22 protein-coding genes are annotated in these 19,977 nt (G+C 73.2%); 12 read left to right on the top strand and 10 right to left on the bottom strand.

Features of this window, described 5'->3' with window-relative positions:
- The first annotated feature begins 242 nt into the window (after positions 1 to 242).
- A complete protein-coding gene (locus ACZ5D2_RS39030) occupies positions 243 to 671 on the top strand; it encodes a GNAT family N-acetyltransferase (protein WP_371679830.1) in 429 nt (142 codons plus the stop codon).
- A 250-nt stretch (positions 672 to 921) separates the two neighbouring features.
- Here the strand turns inward: ACZ5D2_RS39030 and ACZ5D2_RS39025 are convergent, their stop codons facing one another.
- Positions 922 to 1,974: a YncE family protein gene (locus tag ACZ5D2_RS39025; protein WP_371679831.1), complete on the bottom strand. Its 1,053-nt coding sequence runs from the start codon at positions 1,972 to 1,974 to the stop codon at positions 922 to 924.
- 144 nt (positions 1,975 to 2,118) lie between these two features.
- Between ACZ5D2_RS39025 and ACZ5D2_RS39020 the strand changes: the two genes are divergently transcribed.
- On the top strand, positions 2,119 to 3,051 hold the full coding sequence (locus tag ACZ5D2_RS39020) for a LysR family transcriptional regulator (RefSeq protein ID WP_468936260.1): 933 nt from the start codon (positions 2,119 to 2,121) through the stop codon (positions 3,049 to 3,051).
- Here the strand turns inward: ACZ5D2_RS39020 and ACZ5D2_RS39015 are convergent.
- A complete protein-coding gene (locus ACZ5D2_RS39015; RefSeq protein WP_371679833.1) occupies positions 3,020 to 3,682 on the bottom strand; it encodes a class I SAM-dependent methyltransferase in 663 nt (220 codons plus the stop codon). The two genes, ACZ5D2_RS39020 and ACZ5D2_RS39015, sit on opposite strands and share 32 nt — an antisense overlap.
- Before the next feature lie 242 nt (positions 3,683 to 3,924).
- On the opposite strand from ACZ5D2_RS39015, the gene ACZ5D2_RS39010 reads away from it, so the two are divergent.
- Entirely contained in the window at positions 3,925 to 4,488 is a 564-nt protein-coding gene (locus ACZ5D2_RS39010; protein WP_371679834.1) for a hypothetical protein, read from the top strand.
- Positions 4,489 to 4,706: 218 nt separating this feature from the next.
- Here the strand turns inward: ACZ5D2_RS39010 and bioD are convergent, their stop codons facing one another.
- From bioD to bioB, 3 genes are read right to left on the bottom strand one after another with little or no spacing between them, the layout of a single operon-like run.
- On the bottom strand, positions 4,707 to 5,426 hold the full coding sequence (gene bioD, locus ACZ5D2_RS39005; RefSeq protein WP_371679835.1) for a dethiobiotin synthase: 720 nt from the start codon (positions 5,424 to 5,426) through the stop codon (positions 4,707 to 4,709).
- A gap of 1 nt (position 5,427) precedes the next feature.
- The gene (locus ACZ5D2_RS39000; protein WP_468936254.1) at positions 5,428 to 6,762 is read right to left on the bottom strand and encodes an adenosylmethionine--8-amino-7-oxononanoate transaminase; all 1,335 of its coding nucleotides are present in this window, start codon (positions 6,760 to 6,762) and stop codon (positions 5,428 to 5,430) included.
- The gene (gene bioB / locus ACZ5D2_RS38995; protein WP_371679837.1) at positions 6,755 to 7,996 is read right to left on the bottom strand and encodes a biotin synthase BioB; all 1,242 of its coding nucleotides are present in this window, start codon (positions 7,994 to 7,996) and stop codon (positions 6,755 to 6,757) included. The genes ACZ5D2_RS39000 and bioB overlap by 8 nt, the downstream gene beginning before the upstream one ends.
- A gap of 155 nt (positions 7,997 to 8,151) precedes the next feature.
- Here bioB and ACZ5D2_RS38990 point away from each other — a divergent pair, with 155 nt between their 5' ends.
- Positions 8,152 to 9,324 (top strand): 8-amino-7-oxononanoate synthase, encoded by a 1,173-nt coding sequence (locus ACZ5D2_RS38990; RefSeq protein ID WP_371679839.1) that lies wholly within the window; start codon positions 8,152 to 8,154, stop codon positions 9,322 to 9,324.
- Between the two features lie 3 nt (positions 9,325 to 9,327).
- Here ACZ5D2_RS38990 and ACZ5D2_RS38985 read toward each other — a convergent pair whose 3' ends face one another.
- Both ACZ5D2_RS38985 and ACZ5D2_RS38980 read right to left on the bottom strand, forming a co-directional pair.
- Complete coding sequence (locus tag ACZ5D2_RS38985; protein ID WP_266837501.1) at positions 9,328 to 9,567, bottom strand: DUF397 domain-containing protein; 240 nt, start codon at positions 9,565 to 9,567, stop codon at positions 9,328 to 9,330.
- 13 nt (positions 9,568 to 9,580) lie between these two features.
- Positions 9,581 to 10,465 carry a helix-turn-helix domain-containing protein gene (locus ACZ5D2_RS38980; RefSeq protein ID WP_371679840.1) on the bottom strand — a complete coding sequence of 295 codons (885 nt, stop codon included), beginning with the start codon at positions 10,463 to 10,465 and terminating at the stop codon, positions 9,581 to 9,583.
- Positions 10,466 to 10,662: 197 nt separating this feature from the next.
- On the opposite strand from ACZ5D2_RS38980, the gene ACZ5D2_RS38975 reads away from it, so the two are divergent.
- From ACZ5D2_RS38975 to ACZ5D2_RS38940, 8 genes are all read left to right on the top strand, one after another.
- Positions 10,663 to 11,112, top strand: coding sequence for an ATP-binding protein (locus ACZ5D2_RS38975; RefSeq protein WP_371679841.1), 450 nt, complete (start codon positions 10,663 to 10,665; stop codon positions 11,110 to 11,112).
- Between the two features lie 326 nt (positions 11,113 to 11,438).
- The gene (locus ACZ5D2_RS38970) at positions 11,439 to 11,741 is read left to right on the top strand and encodes an urease subunit gamma (protein WP_100661014.1); all 303 of its coding nucleotides are present in this window, start codon (positions 11,439 to 11,441) and stop codon (positions 11,739 to 11,741) included.
- 14 nt (positions 11,742 to 11,755) lie between these two features.
- Entirely contained in the window at positions 11,756 to 12,067 is a 312-nt protein-coding gene (locus ACZ5D2_RS38965; protein ID WP_280919856.1) for an urease subunit beta, read from the top strand.
- Complete coding sequence (locus ACZ5D2_RS38960) at positions 12,060 to 13,781, top strand: urease subunit alpha (RefSeq protein WP_371679843.1); 1,722 nt, start codon at positions 12,060 to 12,062, stop codon at positions 13,779 to 13,781. The genes ACZ5D2_RS38965 and ACZ5D2_RS38960 overlap by 8 nt, the downstream gene beginning before the upstream one ends.
- A 43-nt stretch (positions 13,782 to 13,824) precedes the next feature.
- Positions 13,825 to 14,499 (top strand): urease accessory protein UreF, encoded by a 675-nt coding sequence (locus ACZ5D2_RS38955; RefSeq protein ID WP_468936244.1) that lies wholly within the window; start codon positions 13,825 to 13,827, stop codon positions 14,497 to 14,499.
- A 48-nt stretch (positions 14,500 to 14,547) separates the two neighbouring features.
- Entirely contained in the window at positions 14,548 to 15,234 is a 687-nt protein-coding gene (gene ureG, locus ACZ5D2_RS38950) for an urease accessory protein UreG (RefSeq protein WP_371679845.1), read from the top strand.
- Positions 15,231 to 16,022, top strand: a complete 792-nt coding sequence (locus tag ACZ5D2_RS38945; protein WP_468936240.1) for an urease accessory protein UreD — start codon at positions 15,231 to 15,233, stop codon at positions 16,020 to 16,022. The genes ureG and ACZ5D2_RS38945 overlap by 4 nt, the downstream gene beginning before the upstream one ends.
- 193 nt (positions 16,023 to 16,215) lie before the next feature.
- Positions 16,216 to 17,880, top strand: coding sequence for an alpha/beta hydrolase (locus tag ACZ5D2_RS38940; RefSeq protein WP_468936237.1), 1,665 nt, complete (start codon positions 16,216 to 16,218; stop codon positions 17,878 to 17,880).
- Positions 17,881 to 17,909: 29 nt separating this feature from the next.
- Here ACZ5D2_RS38940 and ACZ5D2_RS38935 read toward each other — a convergent pair whose 3' ends face one another.
- The 3 genes from ACZ5D2_RS38935 to ACZ5D2_RS38925 form a co-directional block, all read right to left on the bottom strand.
- Positions 17,910 to 18,620 carry a lysophospholipid acyltransferase family protein gene (locus ACZ5D2_RS38935; RefSeq protein ID WP_100661020.1) on the bottom strand — a complete coding sequence of 237 codons (711 nt, stop codon included), beginning with the start codon at positions 18,618 to 18,620 and terminating at the stop codon, positions 17,910 to 17,912.
- 65 nt (positions 18,621 to 18,685) lie between these two features.
- Positions 18,686 to 18,844, bottom strand: coding sequence for a hypothetical protein (locus ACZ5D2_RS38930; protein ID WP_167456808.1), 159 nt, complete (start codon positions 18,842 to 18,844; stop codon positions 18,686 to 18,688).
- 32 nt (positions 18,845 to 18,876) lie between these two features.
- On the bottom strand, positions 18,877 to 19,845 hold the full coding sequence (locus ACZ5D2_RS38925) for a cytochrome c oxidase assembly protein (protein ID WP_371679849.1): 969 nt from the start codon (positions 19,843 to 19,845) through the stop codon (positions 18,877 to 18,879).
- Positions 19,846 to 19,977 lie beyond the last annotated feature (132 nt).

The following is a 19,977-nucleotide window of genomic DNA, read 5'->3' as shown; positions in this document are numbered from 1 at the left end:
GAGGGGGGCCGCGCGATGTCGCGTACGGGCATGTCGGGGACTGGGAGGCTCGCCCATGGGCGGACGCTCACACCTTTCGTCTTCGTCGAACCAGGACCGTTTCCCACATGGTAAAGGAAGGGCAAAGGTGATGCGTCGCTCTTTTGGCCGAGCGGGGGCGGGTGGCCGTCCGTTCCCGGCCCGCGTCTCGCGGGGTGGAAGTCGGTGGCGGGGCGCCGGTCGGGCGTGCTTGGCTCCCGCGCATGACCGGACTTCAGATACGGACCGCCGCCGCGGCCGATGCCGAGAACGTGCTCGCCTTCTGGAAGGAGGCAGCCGAGGGCACCTCGATCACGGACGACGTGGACGGCGTGACCCGGCTCGTCACCCGTGACCCGCAGGCCCTGATCCTCGCGGAGTCCGACGGGGTCCTCGTCGGCTCCGTGATCGCCGGCTGGGACGGATGGCGGGCCTCCCTCTACCGGCTCGCCGTACTGCCCGCCCACCGCCGCCAGGGGATCGCTTCGGCGCTGCTGGAGGCGGCCGAGCTGCGCTTCGTCGCGGTCGGCGGCCGGCGCGGTGACGCGATGGTCCTGGAGGCGAACGAGCGGGCGCACCGGATGTGGGCGGCGGCCGGCTACGAGCGCGAGGACCGCTGGCGCAGGTGGGTGAAGCCGTTCGCGCGGGCGTGAGGAGGGGCTCCCGCGCCGGCCCGGCCCCGGGTGCGGGCCCGGTCCCGGCGGGGAGTCGGAAGGCCGGCGGCCGGGTGAACCGGGACCGGGACCCGGATCCGCCGGGCGGGTGAACGCGCGCGCACCGGGGCCGTACGCCGGGTCCGGCGCGTCCCGCCGGGCCCGGCGGTCACCGCGGGCCGACGTCGCCGGAGGTGGTGGGCCGCCCTCCCCGCGCCCCGGTCTTCGCCGTTCGGGGCGTGCGGGTGGGTCAGGAGGGGCGGGGGATGTAGGCCAGGCCGTGCGCGCCGGGTTCGGCGAGTTTGGCGATGTCCAGCCGGGCCAGGGTCCCCAGCGTCTCCAGGTCGACGATGTCGACGGTGGACGAGATCACGCAGGCCACGTACGCGATCCGGCCGTCCGGCGAGGAGGTGATGGTCAGCGGGAAGCGCCCGACCTCCACCTCGCCGAGCCGCTCGCGGGTTTCGGCGGAGAAGACCGTGAGACGGCCGGGGGCGTGGCTGCCGAGCCGGGAGTTCGGGTCGGGGGTCATGCACAGCTCGCCCGCGAGTAGTTTCCCCGTCGACGTCAGGTGCACCGGGAGGACCACGTCGCGCGTGGGCAGGGTGTCGACGACGGACGCCGTCCGGGCGTCGACCACCCGGATGCCCGGGGTCGGCCGCTCCTCGGCGGTGGAGAAGGAACCGGCGTAGGGCGCGGCCACGAAGGCGTGCGTGCCGTCGGCGGAGACGGCCAGGCCCTCGCTGCCCGGCACTTCGGCCTTGCCGGTGAGGACGCCCCGCTCGAGGTCGACGATCGACACGAACGGCGCCTCCTTGTTGGTGGCGTAACCCGTCCTGCCTGCCGGGTCGATGGCGAACCAGTGCGGACCGGGCGCGTCGGTGTCGATCCTGCCCACCGGCCGACGGGTCCGGGTGTCGACGACCACGACGCCGCCGGGCCGGTCCGCCGAGCCCTCGACGCTGACGTAGAGGAGCCGGCGGGCCGGGTCCAGTGCCAGGCCGTGCGGACCGTGTTCCGGGGCGAGGTCGACGACCTCGACGATCCGGCGGGTGTCGGGGTCGATGACGGTCAGTTCGGTGCGCCGGCCGCCGTTCGCGTGGTAGTAGCCCGAACGGTACGCCGTGGTGCACCACAGCAGGCGCTCCGTGGGGTCGAAGCACAACTCGTGGGGCTCGGCGAGGACTTCCACCGAGCCGAGGTGCCGGTCGGAGGCGGCGTCGAAGAACGAGACCGTCGGTCCGCTCTGGCTGACCACGGCGAGGACGTCGCCGGCACGGCCGGCGCGCGAGAACTGCTGCATGGAGGATCCCTGAGGAAGGAGGAGGAGGCAACGCCGCGTGTTCCCGCGGCCCCTCCCACTCTGGGCATCGAACGCCTCCACAGCCATGCAAGGATCGACATCCGATAGTTGATCCAGGCGTAAAAACGCAGCTCAGGAGTGTTCATGGATCTCAATTTGCTGCGGGCGCTGGACGCCTTGCTGCAGGAGAACAGCGTGACCCGCGCCGCGGAGCGGCTGGGCACCTCCCCCGCCGCGGTCAGCCGCACCCTGGCCCGGCTCCGCCGCACCGTGGGCGATCCCCTGCTGGTCCGGGCGGGCCAGGGGCTGGTCCCGACCCCGCGCGCCCTGGAACTCCGCGAGGAGGTAAGGGCGTTGCTGCGCGGATGCGACAACGTCCTGCGCCCCGGGGCCGGTTTCGACCCCGCGCACCTCCACCGCACCTTCACCGTGCAGGCCACCGACCTGCTCCTGGTGGGGCTGGCGGGGGCGCTGACCGAGCGCATCCACGCGGAGGCCCCGAACGTGGACGTGGTCTTCCTCCCGGAGTCGGTGGAAGGCGGCCCGGCGCTGCGGCAGGGCCGGGTGGACGTCGAACTCGGTGTTCTCGGGCACCTGGACCCCGAGATCCTGACCCGGCCCCTCACCCGGATGCGGCTGGTCGGGGTCGCCCGCAGCGGTCACCCCCTCTTCGGCCGGCGGATCGACGCCCGCAGCTTCGCCGCTGCCGACCACATCGGCATCTCCCGGCTCGGCAAGCGCGTGGGACCCATCGACGGCGCGCTCGCGGAACTCGGGCTGCGACGCCGGACCGCGGTGATCGTGCCCAGCCACACGAGCGCGATGCTGCTCGCCCGCGACAGCGACCTCGTCGCGCTCACGCCGGCGGACTGGCTCACCGACACGATCTCCGCACTGGGCCTGCGGACCTTCCCCATCCCCCTCGACCTGGCCCCGCTCGACATCGGGATGGCCTGGCACCCCCGCAACGCCGCCGACCCGGGACACCGCTGGCTCCGCGACCTGCTGGCAGCCGGGTTCGCGGACCCGCCGGGGGAGGGGGCGGTCAGTCGCGGGAGCGACGGGCCGTGCCGATGACGCAGTAGGAGGTGGGCAGGGCAGGGCCGCGCTCGGGCAGGCGGAAGGAGCGGTGCGAGACGATCCGGAAGCCGGCCGCCTCGATCGCGGCGAGCGGGTCGCGGGCGGTGTGGCAACCGCCGAACAGGCGGGGCCACACGGTCCGGTCGAGCGTCCGCTGGACGGTGGCCATACCGGGACCGGGGGCGAGTCCGTGTTCCAGGAACCGCAGCTCCGCTTCGGGCCGCAGCACCCGGTGGAGCTCGGCGAGGGCGCGGGGGAGGTTGCGTACGGTGCACAGCACCAGGGAGGCCACGGCGGCGTCGAAGGCCTCGCTCTTCACCGGAAGGGCCTCCGCGACCCCCGGTACGAGGTCCACCGGCACCTCGGCGCGCAGCGCCGCCGCGGCCGCGAGGCGGCGCAGGGTGCGCTCCGGTTCGACCGCGACGACCTCGGAGACGGCACGCGGGTAGTGCGCGAAGTTCAGGCCGTTGCCCGCGCCGATCTCGATGACGCGGCCGGAGACCCCGTGCAGGAGCTCCCGGCGCAGGACGCCCATGCCGATGCGGGTCTCGGCGGCGGTGCTGGCGCGGGCGTAGAACCGGGCGAAGTGCGGGTGGTGGACCGGATCGGGGGGAGGTGCGGGCGGCACGGCGGACCTCCTGGCGCGGTTCGGGGGGCGGACACGGGTGCGCGTGCCCTGCCGGGCAGGATCCCCGTACCGGCGCGCGGTGAAACCGGAATGCCGGGAACCGCTGCCGGGAGTACGGGTCTGGGGCACGGTCCGGGAGCGCGGCCGCGAGCGCGGCCGCGAGTGCCCGCGGGGCGTGAGGTGATAATCGGCAGTCCGGGCAGCGCATTTGGGGACGGCGCCCGCGAGGAAGGGGAGACCACGTGAGATCCCGCACCACCCGTGTCCCGCTCACGGCCGCCGGGTTGCTGGCCGCCGTCGCGCTGCTGCTGACCGGCTGCGAGGCGGCTCCGGCGGAGCGCCCGAAGGCGGCGGCCCCGCCCGGCCCGGAGGTGTTCTTCGCCGAGGTGGCGGCGCGCTGCGCCGGGGCCGGGTCGGGTGCCCCCGCCTCGTCCCCCGCGGAGCGGGAGCTTCCGGCGGACCCGGAGGCGCGCAAGTACGCGGAGAACCACGGCTACCGGCAACAGGCCGGGCTGTCCCCCGAGGGCACGTGTCGGGGAGACGCCCATGCGGCGCGGATCAGGTCGGCGCTCGCCGGGAAGCCGCCGGGTACCGCCGCCGACCTGACCGGGCTGCTCCGGGGCCTCGGGTACCCGGTCGGCCCCGGTGACGTGGTCGACGGGGCCGGCGGAACGGGCCCCGGCTTCGCCCTCTGGATCCCCGGGAGCGGGCCGTGCGTGGAGGGGACGTCGGGCACCCCGGCCCGGGTCGAGGCCCACGGGCCGTACGCGGAGGGCGGCTGCCGCGAACCGAAGGGCGGCCACTGACGACCGCCCGACGCCGACCGGGAACGGGTTGGCCCCCTGCCCTGCCCGATGACCGGATGGGGGGACGGGTTGGCCCCCCGACCGGCCCGATGACCGGATCGGGGGACGGGAACCGGCCCGCCCGCAGGGCCCGCACCCGCCGACGCGACGACCCCGTCCACCGCGCTCCGCGCGCACGGGTTCCCCGCCCGCGCGTGACCGGCCGCGCCGGCGGGGAGTCAGGCCGGCCACTCCGCCAGGAAGGACTCCGCCGACCAGGTGCCGTGCAGGCGGGGGGCCAGCCAGCCGGGGGCGGCCGTACGGAACGCGGCGGGCTCCAGCGCCCCGGACCCCTCCGGGACGGCCCCCAGCAGCGGGATCCCCGACACGTCGGGCAGGTCGGCGAGGTTGCAGCGGGCCGCCAGGTCGGGCGCGGCGGGCCAGCTGCCGACCACCACCCCGAACGGGCTCAGGTCCCGGGCGCGCAGGGCCTCCGCCGTCAGGGCGGTGGAGTTCAGTGTCCCGAGTCCCGCCGGGGCGACGACCAGCACCGGGGCCGCCAGCAGCCGCGCCGCGTCGGCCAGGGTGTGGCCCTTCTCGTCGAAGCGCACGAGCAGCCCGCCCGCGCCCTCCACGAGGACGAGGTCGTGGTCGGCGGCGAGCCGCGAGGCCGCCTCCGCGATGGCGGCGGGGGCGAGCGTCGCCAGCCCGGAGCGCCGCGCGGCGGTGTCCGGCGCCAGGGGCTCGGGGTAGCGGACCAGCTCCAGCGTGGTGACGGCCGGGCCGGCCAGGCGGACGGCCTCGGCGGCGTCCCCCGGCTCCCCGGGGCCGACGCCGGTCTGTGCCGGCTTGAGGACCGCGACCGAACGCCCGGCGGCCACGGCGGCCGCCGCGATTGCCGAGGTGACCACGGTCTTGCCGATTTCGGTGCCCGTTCCGGACACGACGAGTACGGGCATGTCAGCCTTCCCTGGCGGCCGCGAGGACGGCGCGGCAGATCCGTGCGAGATCGGCGTCGCCGGTGACGTAGGGCGGCATCACGTAGATCAGGTCGCGGAACGGCCGCACCCAGACGCCCTCCCGGACCGCAGCCCGGGTGGCGGCCCACACGTCGACGGGGTGGTCGAGCTGGACCGCTCCGAGTGCGCCCAGCACCCGTACGTCCCGGACCCCGGGAAGCGCGCGGGCCCCTTCGAGCCCCTCGCGCAGTCCCGCCTCGATCCGCTTGACCTCGCCCGCCCAGTCCTGCCCGAGCAGCAGGTCGATCGAGGCGAGCGCCACCGCCGTGGCGAGGGGGTTGCCCATGAAGGTCGGGCCGTGCGCGAGCACCGGCACCTCTCCCCGGGAGATCCCGTCGGCGACCCGCCGGGTGCAGAGGGTGGCCGCGAGGGTGAGGTAGCCGCCGGTCAGCGACTTGCCGAGGCACATCACGTCCGGGGTGATCCCCGCGTGGTCGGCGGCGAAGAGCGCGCCGGTGCGGCCGAAGCCCGTCGCGATCTCGTCCAGGATCAGCAGGACCCCGTACTCGTCGCACAGCTCGCGCAGCACCCGCAGGTAGCCCGGGTTGTGGAAGCGCATGCCGCCCGCGCCCTGGACCACCGGCTCGACGATCACCGCGGCCAGCTCGTCCGCGTGGGCGGCGATCAGGGCGCGCAGGTGGTCGGCGTACGCCGGGTCCACGGGGGTCTCGAAGCCCCCGGGCGGGGCGTCGGCGAACACCTGCCGGGGCAGGTGGCCCTGCCACAGCTCGTGCATGCCGCCGTCGGGATCGCACACGGCCATCGGCTGCCAGGTGTCGCCGTGGTAGCCGCCGCGCCAGGTCAGCAGCCGGGTCTTGCCGGTGCGGCCGAGCGAACGCCAGTACTGCAGGCACATCTTGACGGCGACCTCGACGGACACCGAGCCCGAGTCGGCCAGGAAGACGTGCTCCAGTCCGGCCGGGGTGATCTCGACGAGCTTCTCGGCCAGCCGGACGGCGGGCTCGTGGGTGAGCCCGCCGAACATCACGTGCGACATCCGGCCGAGCTGGGCCGTCGCCGCCTCGTTCAGCACCGGGTGGTTGTAGCCGTGGATCGCCGACCACCAGGAGGACATGCCGTCGACCAGCTCCTCCTGCCCCTGCGCGGGGGCGGCGAGCCGCAGCCGGACGCCCGAGGCGGAGGAGACGACCAGGTTCTCCTGCCGCCCGGGCATCGGGCCGTACGGGTGCCAGACGTGCTGCCGGTCCAGGTCGATCAGCTGCGCGGTGCCGGACATCCGGTCGAGCGGGTCGTGCAGGGGGAACGGGTCACGCATTGGGCGCGAGCTCCGTTCCCGCACCGCGGCGGCGCACCGCGACGAGGTCGGGGCGGACCTCGCCCGCCTCCGCCTGGGCGGGGGCCTGGGCGGGCGCCTCGTCGGCGTGCCCGGAGCAGCCGCCGCACGCCGAACCGCAGCCGCCCTCGGCCGCGTCGGCCGGGCCGCCCGAACCGCAGACCGGGGCGCCGCCCGCGTGAGAGCCGCAGCCCCCGCCGGCGGTGACGTCGGAGCGGTGCGCGGGCAGGGTCGACGTACCGGCGCCCTCCACCTCGAATCCGGCGTCCGCGATCATGTCGAGGTCGGCCTGGCCGGCCTGGCCCTCGCTGGTGAGGTAGTCGCCGAGGAAGATCGAGTTGACCAGGTGCAGGGCCAGCGGCTGCATCGAGCGCAGGTGCACCTCGCGACCGCCGGCGAGGCGGACCTCGACGTCGGGGCAGACGAAGCGGACCATCGCCAGGATCCGCAGGGCGCGCTGCGGGGTGAGGTTCCACTCCTTGGCGAGCGGGGTGCCCTCGAAGGGGATCAGGAAGTTGACCGGCACCGAGTCGGGGTCCAGCTCGCGCAGCGAGTAGACGACGTCGACCAGGTCCTCGTCGCTCTCGCCCATGCCGGCGATCAGGCCGGAGCAGGCCGACAGGCCGGCCGCATGCGCCTTCTGCACCGTATCGACACGGTCCGCGTAGGTGTGCGTCTTGGTGATCGCGCCGTACGTGGCCTCGGACGTGTTGAGGTTGTGGTTGTAGGCATCCGCACCCGCGTCGCGCAGCTTCTCGGCCTGACCGTCGGAGAGCAGACCCAGGCAGGCGCACACCTCGACGCCCTCGTTCTGCTCCTTGATGGCCGCGATGGTCTTGCCGACGCGGTCCACGTCGCGGTCGGTCGGGCCGCGTCCGCTGGCCACCAGGCAGACCCGCTTGGCGCCGCCGGCGACGCCCGCGGCGGCGGCCTGGGAGGCCTCCTCGGGCTTCAGCCACGTGTACTTGAGGATCTCGGCCTTCGAGCCGAGCCGCTGCGAGCAGTACGAGCAGTCCTCGGGGCAGAGCCCCGACTTCAGGTTGACCAGGTAGTTCAGCTTGACGCGGCGCCCGAACCACTGGCGGCGCACCTTGCCGGCAGCGGCCACCACGTCGAGCAGTTCGTCGTCGGAGGTCGCCAGTACGGCGAGCGCCTCTTCACGGGTCGGCAGCTCGCGCCGCAGTCCCTTTTCCACCAGGGTGTTCAGCAGGTCCATGGGCCCGATCCTGGACCACGCGACCACTCCCGGCCAAGGAGAGATCGGACAACATGGCCTGAAGGGAGTGTGTGGATCGCCACACCAGTCCCTCGGGTCGCGGCGGCTAGGGTCGAGCAGATCTGTCGACTGCCGACAAAACACGAGGACCGCCGATGACGCAGCACACCCCGCAACCCGAGGACGTCTTCGCCTGGATCGACGGCGCGGAGCGGGCCCGAGAGCAGGCGGGGCTGGTGCGGACGCTGCGCCCGAGGCCCGCCTCCTCGCCCCTGCTGGACCTGGCGAGCAACGACTACCTGGGTCTGTCCCGGCATCCCGAGACCGTGCGCGGGGCGTGCGAGGCGGCCGAACGCTGGGGTGCCGGAGCCACCGGCTCCCGCCTGGTCACGGGTACCACGGAGCTGCACACCGAACTCGAACGGGAACTCGCCGATTTCGCCGGTTTCGAAGCGGCTCTGGTGCTTTCCTCCGGATATGCCGCGAACCTCGCCGCCGTGACGGCGCTGAGCGAGCGCGGCACGCTGGTGGTCTCCGACGCCGGGAACCACGCCTCGATCGTCGACGGTTGCCGGCTCTCGCGCGCCGAGGTCGCGGTCACCCCGCACAGCGATCCGGAACCCGTCCGCAAGACCCTCGCCGCCCACGGCGGGCGCGCCCTGCTCGTCACCGACTCGGTCTTCTCGGTGGACGGGGACGCCGCCCCGCTCGCCGCGTACGCCGCGGCCTGCCGGGCCGAGGGCGCCGCCCTGGTGGTGGACGACGCGCACGGTCTGGGGGTGCTCGGCGAGGGGGGCCGGGGCGCCCTGCACGCCGCGGGGCTGGCGGGCGCGCCCGGCGTGGTCGCGACGATGACCCTCTCGAAGTCGCTGGGCAGCCAGGGCGGGGCGGTACTGGGCCCGGCCAAGGTCATCCGGCACCTGGTCAACACCGCGCGCGCCTTCATCTTCGACACCGGGCTGGCCCCGGCCGCCGCCGGCGCCGCACTGGCGAGCCTGCGTCTGCTCCGGCGCGAACCGGAGCGTGCGGCCCGGGTCCGGGAGGTGGCCGCCGAACTGTACGAGCGGCTCACCGCGTCCGGCCTGACCGCGGCCCGGCCGGACGCGGCCGTGGTGTCGGTGCGGGCCCCGTCGGCTTCGGCGGCACTGCGCTGGGCCGCCGACTGCCGCGAGGCAGGTCTGTCCGTGGGGTGCTTCCGTCCGCCGTCGGTGCCGGACGGCATTTCCCGGCTGCGGCTGACCGCTCGGGCCGATCTCACGGGGGACGAGATCGGCCGGGCCGTCGGGACGGTCCTGCGGACCGCTCCGGCCGGAGCCACGGACCGGTAGGCGTCAGCGGCCCGGTGCGACCGGGTCGTGCAGGTCCGCCCGGACCGAGGCGAGGAAGCCGTCCCAGGCCGGCCCGGTGAAGAGCACGGCCGGGCCGTCCGTCCGCTTGGAGTCGCGGACGGCCAGCAGACCGCCGGTGAGGGCGGCCGCTTCCACGCAGTTGTTCATTCCGGTGCTGCGGCTGCTCCGCCGCCACCGCGCGCTGTTCAGAAGTCCGCTGGTGGATAACGGGGTTGCGGACACGGGGGGTGCCTCCTTACGTGTCGTCAGCGAGTGAGCTGATGAGATCCGACGAGTCACGGGGCGGGAGGGCGTGTGCCTGGATGGTGCGGAATGCGGCGCCGTAGGCTTCCAGGTCTTCCTTCCGCTCCAGATAGAGGCTACTCGTCAAATGGTCGAGTACCACCACATCCAGATCGGCGATGTTCGGAAATGAGAAAATGACGAAGGGGCCCGTCAGGCCGAGATGACCCCCCACGGTGAACGGGAGTACCTGCAAGCGCACTTGGGGCAGCCGGGCCACCTCGACCAGATGCCTCAGCTGCTCGCGCATCACCCCCGGCCCGCCGATCTGCCGCCGCAGCACCGCCTCGTCCAGGACGGCGCTCAGCTCCAGGGGCGGATCCGACCGCAGCACGGCCTGCCGGGCCAGTCGTACGTCGACCAGCGCGTCCACCTTCGGTTCCGGCAGCCCGCCCAGCGCGGCCCGGGTCACGGCCCGCGCGTACTCCGGGGTCTGCAACAGGCCGGGCACGACGGAGAGTTCCACCGTCCGGGCCGCGCGGGCCCCCGCCTCCAGACTGATGAAGTCGCGGTACTCCTGCGGGAGCAGGCCCCGGTAGTCGTGCCACCACTGCCGTCCGCGCGCGGCGTCCCCGTGTGCCGAGGGGCCGGCCGCCGAGGCGCCCAGGGCCTCCAGCAGGGCGCGCTGCTGCGGACCCACCACCTCCCCGTAGGCGTCGAGCAGGAGCCGGATGTCCGCCGACTTCACGCCGCTGCGGCCCGTTTCGATGCGACTGATTTTCGACTGGTGCCATCCGACGATCCGGGCCACCTCGCCACTGGTGAGTCCGGAGCGGTCACGGAGGGCGCGCAACTCCTCGCCGAGCTTGCGCCGACGCACCGCGGGACCGTGCTGCATACCCGCTCTCCTTCCACCGGCACGGCTCGTGCCGGTCTGCCGTCCAAATACGCTCTTCCGTAGCAGAGTTCACCGCATTGAGCGACAGATATATGCATATCTTGGGGGATCGGCGGAAACGGCGGCACGATGGGTGGCACTCTGGCGCTCAGCGTAGATCCGGGGCGGTTCCGTCCCGGTGGGAAAGGGACGTCGCCATGGCAGATCAGCTGGAAGCATCCGTCACTCTGCCGAGCGATCCGGTCTCGGTCGCCGCCGCCCGCCGGTACGTCGCGCAGGTGCTCGGCGAATGGGGGCTTCCGGAGGACGCGGAGACCGCCGACACCGTCCGGCTGATCGTCTCGGAGCTCGCGACCAACTCGGTCCAGCACACCTTCGGCCAGTCCCCGACCTTCACCGTCGACGTCCGCCTGGAGCGCGAGGAGTGGCTGCGCGTCGGCGTCACCGACAGCCACCCGCGCTGGCCCAGGCGGCTGCCCGCCGCCGTCCAGCAGGACAACGGCCGCGGGATGGTCATCATCCGCTGGCTGGCGGCGGAGGCGGGCGGCCGGCTCTCGGTCAGCCCGACCGCGGACGGGGGCAAGACGGTGTGGATCGCCCTCCCCTGGCCGGCCGGAGCCCCCGCGCGGACGGCCCGCGGCTGCTGACCCGCGGCTGCTGACCCGCGTCCCTTCCCGGCCCGCCGTCGTATACGGCGGCCGCGCCGCCGCGGGCCCGGACAGGTGAACCGCGCGCCTTCCCGAAACGTGGGTTAACTCGGCGGAAAAATGCGGGCCCTAACGTGAGGGACCGGGCTCCTCCGCCAACGAACAGCCATGGGCCGGTAAAAGGCCGGTGATCGGGACGGAAAGCCTCTCTCTGCGTTGGGCAAGACATGCTTGGCATGGATATGCACAGGTCAACAGAGTGTTGAAGGCCGGTACGGTCGCTGCGGCGCGATGTTGATCATGTCCCGGAAGCTTGGTGATATCAGGTGCAATTGACACCGCACGAACAAGAAAGACTCATGATCCACGTTGCGGCCGACGTGGCCGAGAAGCGCAGGTCGCGCGGGGTCCTCCTGAACCACCCCGAGGCCGTCGCGCTCATCACCTCGCACATCCTCGAAGGCGCCCGTGACGGGCGGACCGTGGCCGAGCTGATGGCCTCCGGCCGCACCGTGCTCACCCGCGCCCAGGTCATGGAGGGCATCCCCGAGATGATCCACGACGTCCAGGTCGAGGCCACGTTCCCGGACGGCACCAAGCTCGTCACCGTCCACGACCCCATCGTCTGAACGGGAGCGACCAGATGATCCCCGGCGAAATCGCCTTCGGGGACGGTCCGGTGCGCCTGAACGAGGGCCGCCCCGTCACCCGCCTCACCGTGCTCAACTCCGCCGACCGGCCCGTCCAGGTCGGCTCCCACTACCACTTCGCCGAGGCCAACCCCGGCCTCGACTTCGACCGCCGGGCGGCCCACGGGCTGCGCCTGAACATCGCCGCCGGCACCGCCGTCCGCTTCGAGCCCGGCATCCCCGTCGCCGTGGAGCTCGTACCGCTGGGCGGGCTGCGCACGGTACCGGGACTGCGTGGAGAGACCGGAGGGCCGCTCGATGGCTGAGATCTCGCGTCGGCAGTACGCCGACCTCTTCGGGCCGACGAAGGGCGACCGGATCCGGCTCGCCGACACCGACCTCTTCGTCGAGATCGAGCAGGACCTCAGCGGCGGACCCGGCAACTCCGGTGACGAGGCCGTCTTCGGTGGCGGCAAGGTCATCCGCGAGTCCATGGGACAGGCCCGCACGACCCGCGCCGAGGGCGCCCCCGACACGGTGATCACCGGCGTCGTGATCCTCGACCACTGGGGCATCGTCAAGGCCGACGTCGGCATCCGCGACGGCCGGATCTGCGGCATCGGCAAGGCGGGCAACCCCGACACCATGGACGGGGTGGAGCCCGCGCTCGTCATCGGGCCCGAGACCGAGATCATCGCCGGCAACGGGAAGATCCTCACCGCGGGCGCCATCGACACCCACATCCACTTCATCTCGCCGACCGTGATCGACGAGGCCCTCGCCTCCGGCATCACCACCCTCGTCGGCGGCGGCACCGGCCCCGCCGAGGGCTCCAAGGCCACCACCGTCACCCCCGGCCCCTGGCACCTGGCCCGCATGTTCGCGGCGCTGGAGGCCTACCCGGTCAACATCGGCCTGCTCGGCAAGGGCAACACCATGTCCCGCGAGGGCATGCACTCCCAGCTGCGCGGCGGCGCCCTCGGCTTCAAGATCCACGAGGACTGGGGGGCCACCCCCGCCGTCATCGACGCCTGCCTGAGCGTCGCCGACGAGACCGGCGCGCAGGTCGCCATCCACACCGACACCCTCAACGAGGCCGGGTTCGTGGGCGACACCCTCGCGGCCATCGCCGGGCGGACGATCCACTCGTACCACACCGAGGGCGCGGGCGGCGGGCACGCGCCCGACATCATCACCGTGGTCTCCGAGCCGAACATCCTGCCCAGCTCCACCAATCCCACCCGGCCGCACACCGTCAACACCGTCGAGGAACACCTCGACATGCTGATGGTCTGCCACCACCTCAACCCGGCCGTCCCCGAGGACCTCGCCTTCGCCGAGTCCCGGATCCGGCCCTCCACCATCGCCGCCGAGGACGTGCTGCACGACCTCGGGGCCATCTCCATCATCTCCTCCGACTCCCAGGCCATGGGCCGGGTCGGCGAGGTCGTGCTGCGGACCTGGCAGACCGCGCACGTGATGAAGAAGCGACGCGGCTTCCTGCCCGGTGACGGCCCCGCCGACAACCACCGGGCCCGTCGCTACGTCGCCAAGTACACGATCAACCCCGCCGTGGCGCAGGGCCTCTCCCGCGAGGTCGGATCGGTCGAGGTGGGCAAGCTCGCCGACCTGGTGCTGTGGACGCCGGCCTTCTTCGGGGTCAAGCCCGAGGTGGTCGTCAAGGGCGGTCAGATCGCCTACGCCCAGATGGGCGACGCCAACGCGTCCATCCCCACCCCGCAGCCGATCCTGCCCCGCCCCATGTTCGGCAGCATCGGAAGCGCACCCGGACTGAACTCGATCAACTTCACCGCGCAGGCCGCGCTCGACGACGAGCTGCCCGAACGGCTCGGTCTCGGCAAGCAGTTCACGGCCATCGAGAACACGCGCAAGGTGGGCAAGGCGGACATGCGCAACAACGACGCCATGCCCCGGGTCGAGGTCGACGCCGACACCTTCACCGTCACCATCGACGGGGAGGCCGTGGAGCCGGCGCCCGCGACGGAACTGCCCATGGCACAGAGATACTTCCTCTTCTGATGCGGCACACCCTGACGGAGCGTTCCCCGAGGGAGCCCGGCCGATGAGCCTCGCCGCGCTGCTCGTGCTCGCGGACGGCCGCTTCCCCGCCGGAGGCCACGCGCACTCCGGCGGGGCGGAGGCCGCCTGCAAGGCGGGCCGGATCCACGACGCCGCGACCCTGTCCGACTTCTGCCGGGGCCGCCTCCACACCGCCGGGCTCACCGCCGCCTCCCTCGCGGCGGCCGCCGCCCTCGGCCTCGACCCGGTGGAGCTCGACGCCGCCGCCGACGCCCGTACACCCTCGCCCGCGCTGCGCGCCGCCGCGCGCCGCCTGGGCCGACAGCTCATGCGGGCCGCCCGAGCCACCTGGCCCGACCCCGGGCTCGACGCGCTGGCCGCGGCCTTCCCGCGCGGGGCGCACCAGCCCGTGGTGCTCGGGACCGCCGCCCGCGCGGCCGGGCTCGGGGCGCTCGACGCCGCCCACGTGGCGGCGTACGAGAGCGTCAGCGGTCCGGCGACCGCGACGGTCCGGCTGCTCGGCCTGGACCCCTTCGAGGCCAGCGCGGTACTGGCCCGGCTGGCACCCGAACTCGACGCCGTGGCCGCCCGGGCCGCCGAGGCCGCCCTGCTCGCCCGTACCGGGGGCACGGACGCGCTGCCCGCCCCCTCCTCGCCCCTGCTGGAGATCGCGGCGCAGGTCCACGCCGACTGGCCGGTCCGCCTCTTCGCCTCCTGAGCGGACCGCGCCCCGGCCGGCCACCCCCACCACTTCCTAGGAGACCCCGTGCACCTCGACCACGACGTGGCCTACCCCCAGCGCCACACCCACAGCGCGGACCCGCACCGTGCCGACGGCACCCGCCGCGCCCTGCGCATCGGACTCGGCGGGCCCGTCGGCTCCGGCAAGACGGCGACCGTCGCCGCGCTCTGCCGGGCCCTGCGGGCCGAGCTGTCCATGGCCGTCGTCACCAATGACATCTACACCCGTGAGGACGCCGAGTTCCTGCTCCGCGAGGCGGTCCTGCCGCCCGAGCGGATCAGCGCCGTCGAGACCGGTGCCTGCCCGCACACCGCCATCCGCGACGACATCTCCGCGAACCTGGAGGCCGTCGAGGAGCTGGAGGACAGCGTGGGACCGCTGGACCTGATCCTCGTCGAGTCCGGCGGTGACAACCTCACCGCCACCTTCTCCCGCGGCCTGGTCGACGCCCAGATCTTCGTCATCGACGTGGCCGGCGGCGACGACATCCCCCGCAAGGGCGGCCCCGGCGTCACCACCGCCGACCTGCTGGTCGTCAACAAGACCGACCTCGCCCCGCACGTCGGCTCCGACCTGGAGCGGATGGCCCGTGACGCGGCCGCCCAGCGCGGGGAGCTGCCCGTCGCCTTCCAGTCCCTGCGCGGCACCGAGGGAGTGGCTCCGGTCGCCGCGTGGGTGCGCGAGCGGATCGCCGCCTGGGTCGTACGGTGACCGCCGCGGCCCCCGCCACCACCGCGCCGCCCCCGGCCGGACTGCGGGCCACCGCCCGGATCGGCGCCGTCCGCGACGGGCGCGGCGGCACCGCCCTGCCCCTGCTGGCCGGGGAGGGGCCGCTGGCCCTGCGCCGCACCCGGGACGAGGGCGCCGAGGCCGGGGTGATGCTGGTCGGCGCGATGAGCGCCCCCCTCGGCGGCGACCACCTCGCGGTGGAGGCCGACGCCGGGCCGGGCGCCCGGCTCGCACTGCGCTCGGCGGCCGCCACCCTGGCCCTGCCCGGCCGGGGCGGCGAGCCCGCGCGGTACGACGTACGGCTCTCGCTCGCCGAGGACGCGGAGGTGCGCTGGCTCCCGGAGCAGCTGGTCTCCGTGCGCGGCAGCGACCTGCGCGTCCGCACCCGGGCCGAACTGGCGCCCGGCGCCCGGCTGATGCTCCGCGAGGAACAGGTGCTGGGGCGTACCGGGGAGGACCCCGGTACGCTGCGTGCCCGGCTCACGGTCACCCGGGGCGGCCGGCCCCTGCTGGACCAGGAACTGTCCTGCGGACCCGGTGCCCCCGGGGGCTGGGACGGCCCGGCGGGCATCGCGGGCCACCGGGCGCTCGGCCAGTTGCTGGTGGTGGACCCGCGGTTCGAATCCGACCCGCCCGGGGCGCGGGTGCTCGGGGAGTTCGCGGCGGCCACCCCGCTGGCGGGTCCCGCGGTGCTCGTGACGGCCCTGGCATCGGACGCGCTGCGGCTGCGCGAGCTGCTGGACGAGGCGGCCCGCGCGTACGGGTGGTGACGGCAGGTCACACTCGGGGCGAATGGGACACCGCTCAGCGGTACACCCGTTTCCGGTTATCGGGTTGGCAAAGAACTCGACCTTGCTCTGTTGTTGGGTATCGGTCAGGCGAAAGGATCCCCCTGCACGCCGACGACCGAACTCGACCGAATCCGGCCGCCCACGGCGGCACATGAGCAGGGGGAACAACCACGTGATACGCACTGCGGCGCTGGGGAGCGCTGCCACTCTGATCACCGGCGCACTGGCGGCGGGCCTGCTGCTCGCGCCGTCCGCCTCGGCGGCTTCGGCCGGCCGGGACAACGGGGCCGCGGAAGCGGTCGGCGCCCAGATCGCCGCCGCCCGCGCCGCGCGCGCCGGCATCGACTGGAAGGACTGTCCTGCCGACTGGGGCTTCGCGAAGCCGGTCCAGTGCGGCTGGGTGAAGGTCCCGCTCGACTACACCAAGCCCTTCGGCAAGACCATCGACCTCGCGGTCGACCGCGCCGTGAGCACCGGTACCAAGGAGGAGCGCCAGGGCGCGCTCGTCTACAACCCGGGTGGCCCGGGCGGCTCCGGCATGCGCTTCCCGCTCCGGATCACCAACAAGAGCCCGCTGTGGGTCAACACCTCGAAGGCCTACGACTTCGTGGGCTTCGACCCCCGCGGCGTCGGCCACTCCGCGCCGATCTCCTGCATCGACCCGCAGGAGTTCGTCAAGGCCCCCAAGGCCGACCCGGTCCCGTCCAGCGAGGCCGACAAGCGCGCCCAGCGCAAGCTCGCCGCCGAGTACGCGGACGGCTGCAAGGAGCGCAGCGGCGAGATGCTGCCGCACATGACCACCCCCAACACCGCGCGCGACCTGGACGTGATCCGGGCCGCCCTCGGTGAGCAGAAGCTGAACTACCTCGGCGTCTCCTACGGCACCTACCTGGGCGGGGTCTACGCGACCCTCTTCCCGTCCCACGTGCGCCGCATGATCGTCGACAGCGTGGTCAACCCCAAGCAGGACAACATCTGGTACCAGGCCAACCTGGAGCAGGACGTCGCCTTCCAGATGCGCTGGAACGACTGGGAGGACTGGGTCGCCAAGAACGACGCCTCCTTCCACCTCGGTGACACCCGCGCCAAGGTCGAGGCCAAGTGGCTGGAGCTGCGCGGCAAGGCCAAGGCCAACCCGCTCGGCGGCGTGGCCGGTCCGAACGAGCTGCTCGGCTTCTTCCAGAAGGCGCCGTACTACGACTCCTCCTGGGTGCCGGTCGCGCAGGCGTTCAGCGCCTGGGCCGCCGGTGACGAGAAGCCGCTGATCGACGCAGTCGCACCCGACATGTCCGACATTGCGGGCAACATCGCCTCGGAGAACGGCAACGCCGTCTACACCGCGGTCGAGTGCGCCGACGCCAAGTGGCCGACCAGCTGGGCCAAGTGGGACCGCGACAACACCGCGCTCCACAAGAAGTACCCCTTCCTGACCTGGTCGAACGCCTGGATGAACCTGCCCTGCGCGACCTGGAAGTCCAAGCAGAGCACCCCGATCGAGGTCGGTGCCAAGCGCGGTATCGCGCCGGTCCTGATCGTCCAGTCCGAGCGTGACGCGGCCACCCCGTACGAAGGTGGTGTCGAGCTGCACCGCCGCCTGGCCGGTTCGCGTCTGATCACCGAGCAGAACGCCGGCTCGCACGGTGTGACCAGCCTGGTCAACCCCTGCATCAACACCCGCGTGGACGCCTACCTGCTGACCGGCAAGGTCGACGCGCAGGACGTCAAGTGCGGTCCGCACGCCACCCCGGTGGCGCCGGCCCCGGCCGCCGCCAAGTCGCTCGCCCAGGCCCCGGCCGACGGGCTCGCGGTGCGTGAGGAGCTCCCGGCCGTCCGTTAAGGACCCGGAGAAGTGACGAGGGAGAAGGCTCAGCGCGGTCCGCGCCGGGCCTTCTTCCGCTTCTCCTCCTCCTCGGCCTTGACCTCGGCGGCGTACCGGTCCACGTACTCCTGGCCCGAGAGGCCGAGGATCGCGTACATGATCTCGTCCGTGACGGCGCGCAGAACGGCCCGCTCCCGCTCCATGCCCGCGTAGCGGGAGAACTCCATCGGTGCGCCGAACCGGATCGTCACCCGCCGGATCTTGGGGATCCTCCGGCCGGGCGGCTGGATCTCGAAGGTGCCGACCATCGCGCACGGCACCACCGGCACCCCGGCGCCGAGCGCCATCGCCGCCACCCCGACCTTGCCCTTGTAGAGCCGCCCGTCGTGCGAGCGCGTGCCCTCCGGGTAGATCCCGAGCAGCTCGCCCCGGGCGAGCACCCCGAGCCCCTCGCGCAGGGCCGCCTGACCGGCGTCCTTGCCGGAGCGGTCCACCGGGATCTGGCCGGCGCTGCGGAAGAACGCGGCGGTCAGCCGGCCCTTGAGGCCCGGTCCGGTGAAGTACTCGGCCTTCGCCAGGAAGGTGATCCTGCGCTTCAGGATCGCGGGCATCAGGAAGTGGTCGGAGAAGGACAGGTGGTTGCCCGCGACGATCGCCGCCCCCTCCGCGGGGATGTTCTCCAGCCCCTCGATCCGTGGCCGGAACAGCATCCGCAGCAGCGGTCCGAGCAGCACGTGCTTGAGCAAGTGGTAGAACACCCGGTGCTTCCCTTCGCCCGACGGTCGCTCCGCGTCCGACCGGGAGCGAGGCGTACGCGGCCCGCTCAGGCGCTGCCGGCGGCGGCCATCCCCAGGGTCAGCAGGCCCAGCACCACCCAGCCGAACCACAGCCAGCCGTTGCTGCCGAGCGCCACGGAGTACGCGGAGACGGCCACCAGGGCGGCGAAGGTCGTCACCGCCATCGCCTTAACGGATCCGGTCATGCCCCATGGTGGCGCCTGGGACGGCCCGAGCGCTACTGGCCGCGCCCTTGGAGCGAGGCGAGGTACGCGTTGTACGCCTCCAGCTCCTGGTCGCCGTTGCGCTCCTCGGCCCGGTCCGAGCGCTTCGCCGCGCGCTGCTCCGAGTGGTACCACTGGTAGACCAGCGCGATCAGCACCAGTACCGAGGGGATCTCGCTGAACGCCCAGGCGATGCCGCCGCCCCACTGCTGGTCGAGCAGCGGATCGATGCCGAGGGAGGCAGGCGGGTTCTGATAGGTCTTGATCATCGGCTCGCTCGCCATCATCAGGGCGATGCCGAAGAAGGCGTGGAAGGGCATGCCGGCGAAGAGCTCCAGCATCCGCATCACGTAGCCGGGGCGGTGCGGGCCCGGGTCCACGCCCATGATCGGCCAGAAGAAGATCAGGCCGACCGCGAGGAAGTGGACCATCATCGCGATGTGGCCGGTCCTCGACTCCATCAGGAAGTCGAAGAGCGGGGTGAAGTACAGGCCGTAGAGGCTGGCGATGAACATCGGGATGGTGAAGGCCGGGTGCGTGACGATCCGCATGTACCGGCTGTGCAGCAGCATCAGGAGCAGCTCGCGCGGGCCCTTGGTGCCACGGGCGGCGGGCGGCAGCGCGCGCAGCGCCAGCGTGACCGGCGCGCCCAGCAGCAGCAGGATCGGGCTGATCATGCTGATCACCATGTGCTGGACCATGTGGACGCTGAACATGACCATGCCGTAGTCGTTCAGCTTGGTGCACATCATCAGCGCCACGCTCAGCACGCCCGCCACGAAGGCGACCGTCCGGCCCACCGGCCAGGCGTCCCCGCGCCGGCGCAGGCGCAGCACGCCCCACCCGTACAGGGTCAGCCCCAGCAGGGAGCCGAACAGGAAGAAGGCGTCGAAGGAGAACTCCAGCCCGCGCCCGAGGGTGAACGGCGGCAGGTCCATGTTCATGTCCATGTTCATGTCCATGCCGTGACCGCTGTGATCCATCTGTTCACTCCCTTGACTGTGGCGCTCCACCACAGTAGTGGGGGGGGGGGGGGGGGGGGGGGGGGGGGGGGGGGGGGGGGGGGGGGGGGGGGGGGGGGGGGGGGGGGGGGGGGGGGGGGGGGGGGGGGGGGG

It is taken from the genome of Streptomyces sp. NPDC031479 (assembly GCF_055581065.1).
This window is presented reverse-complemented; position numbering and strand designations above follow the sequence as displayed.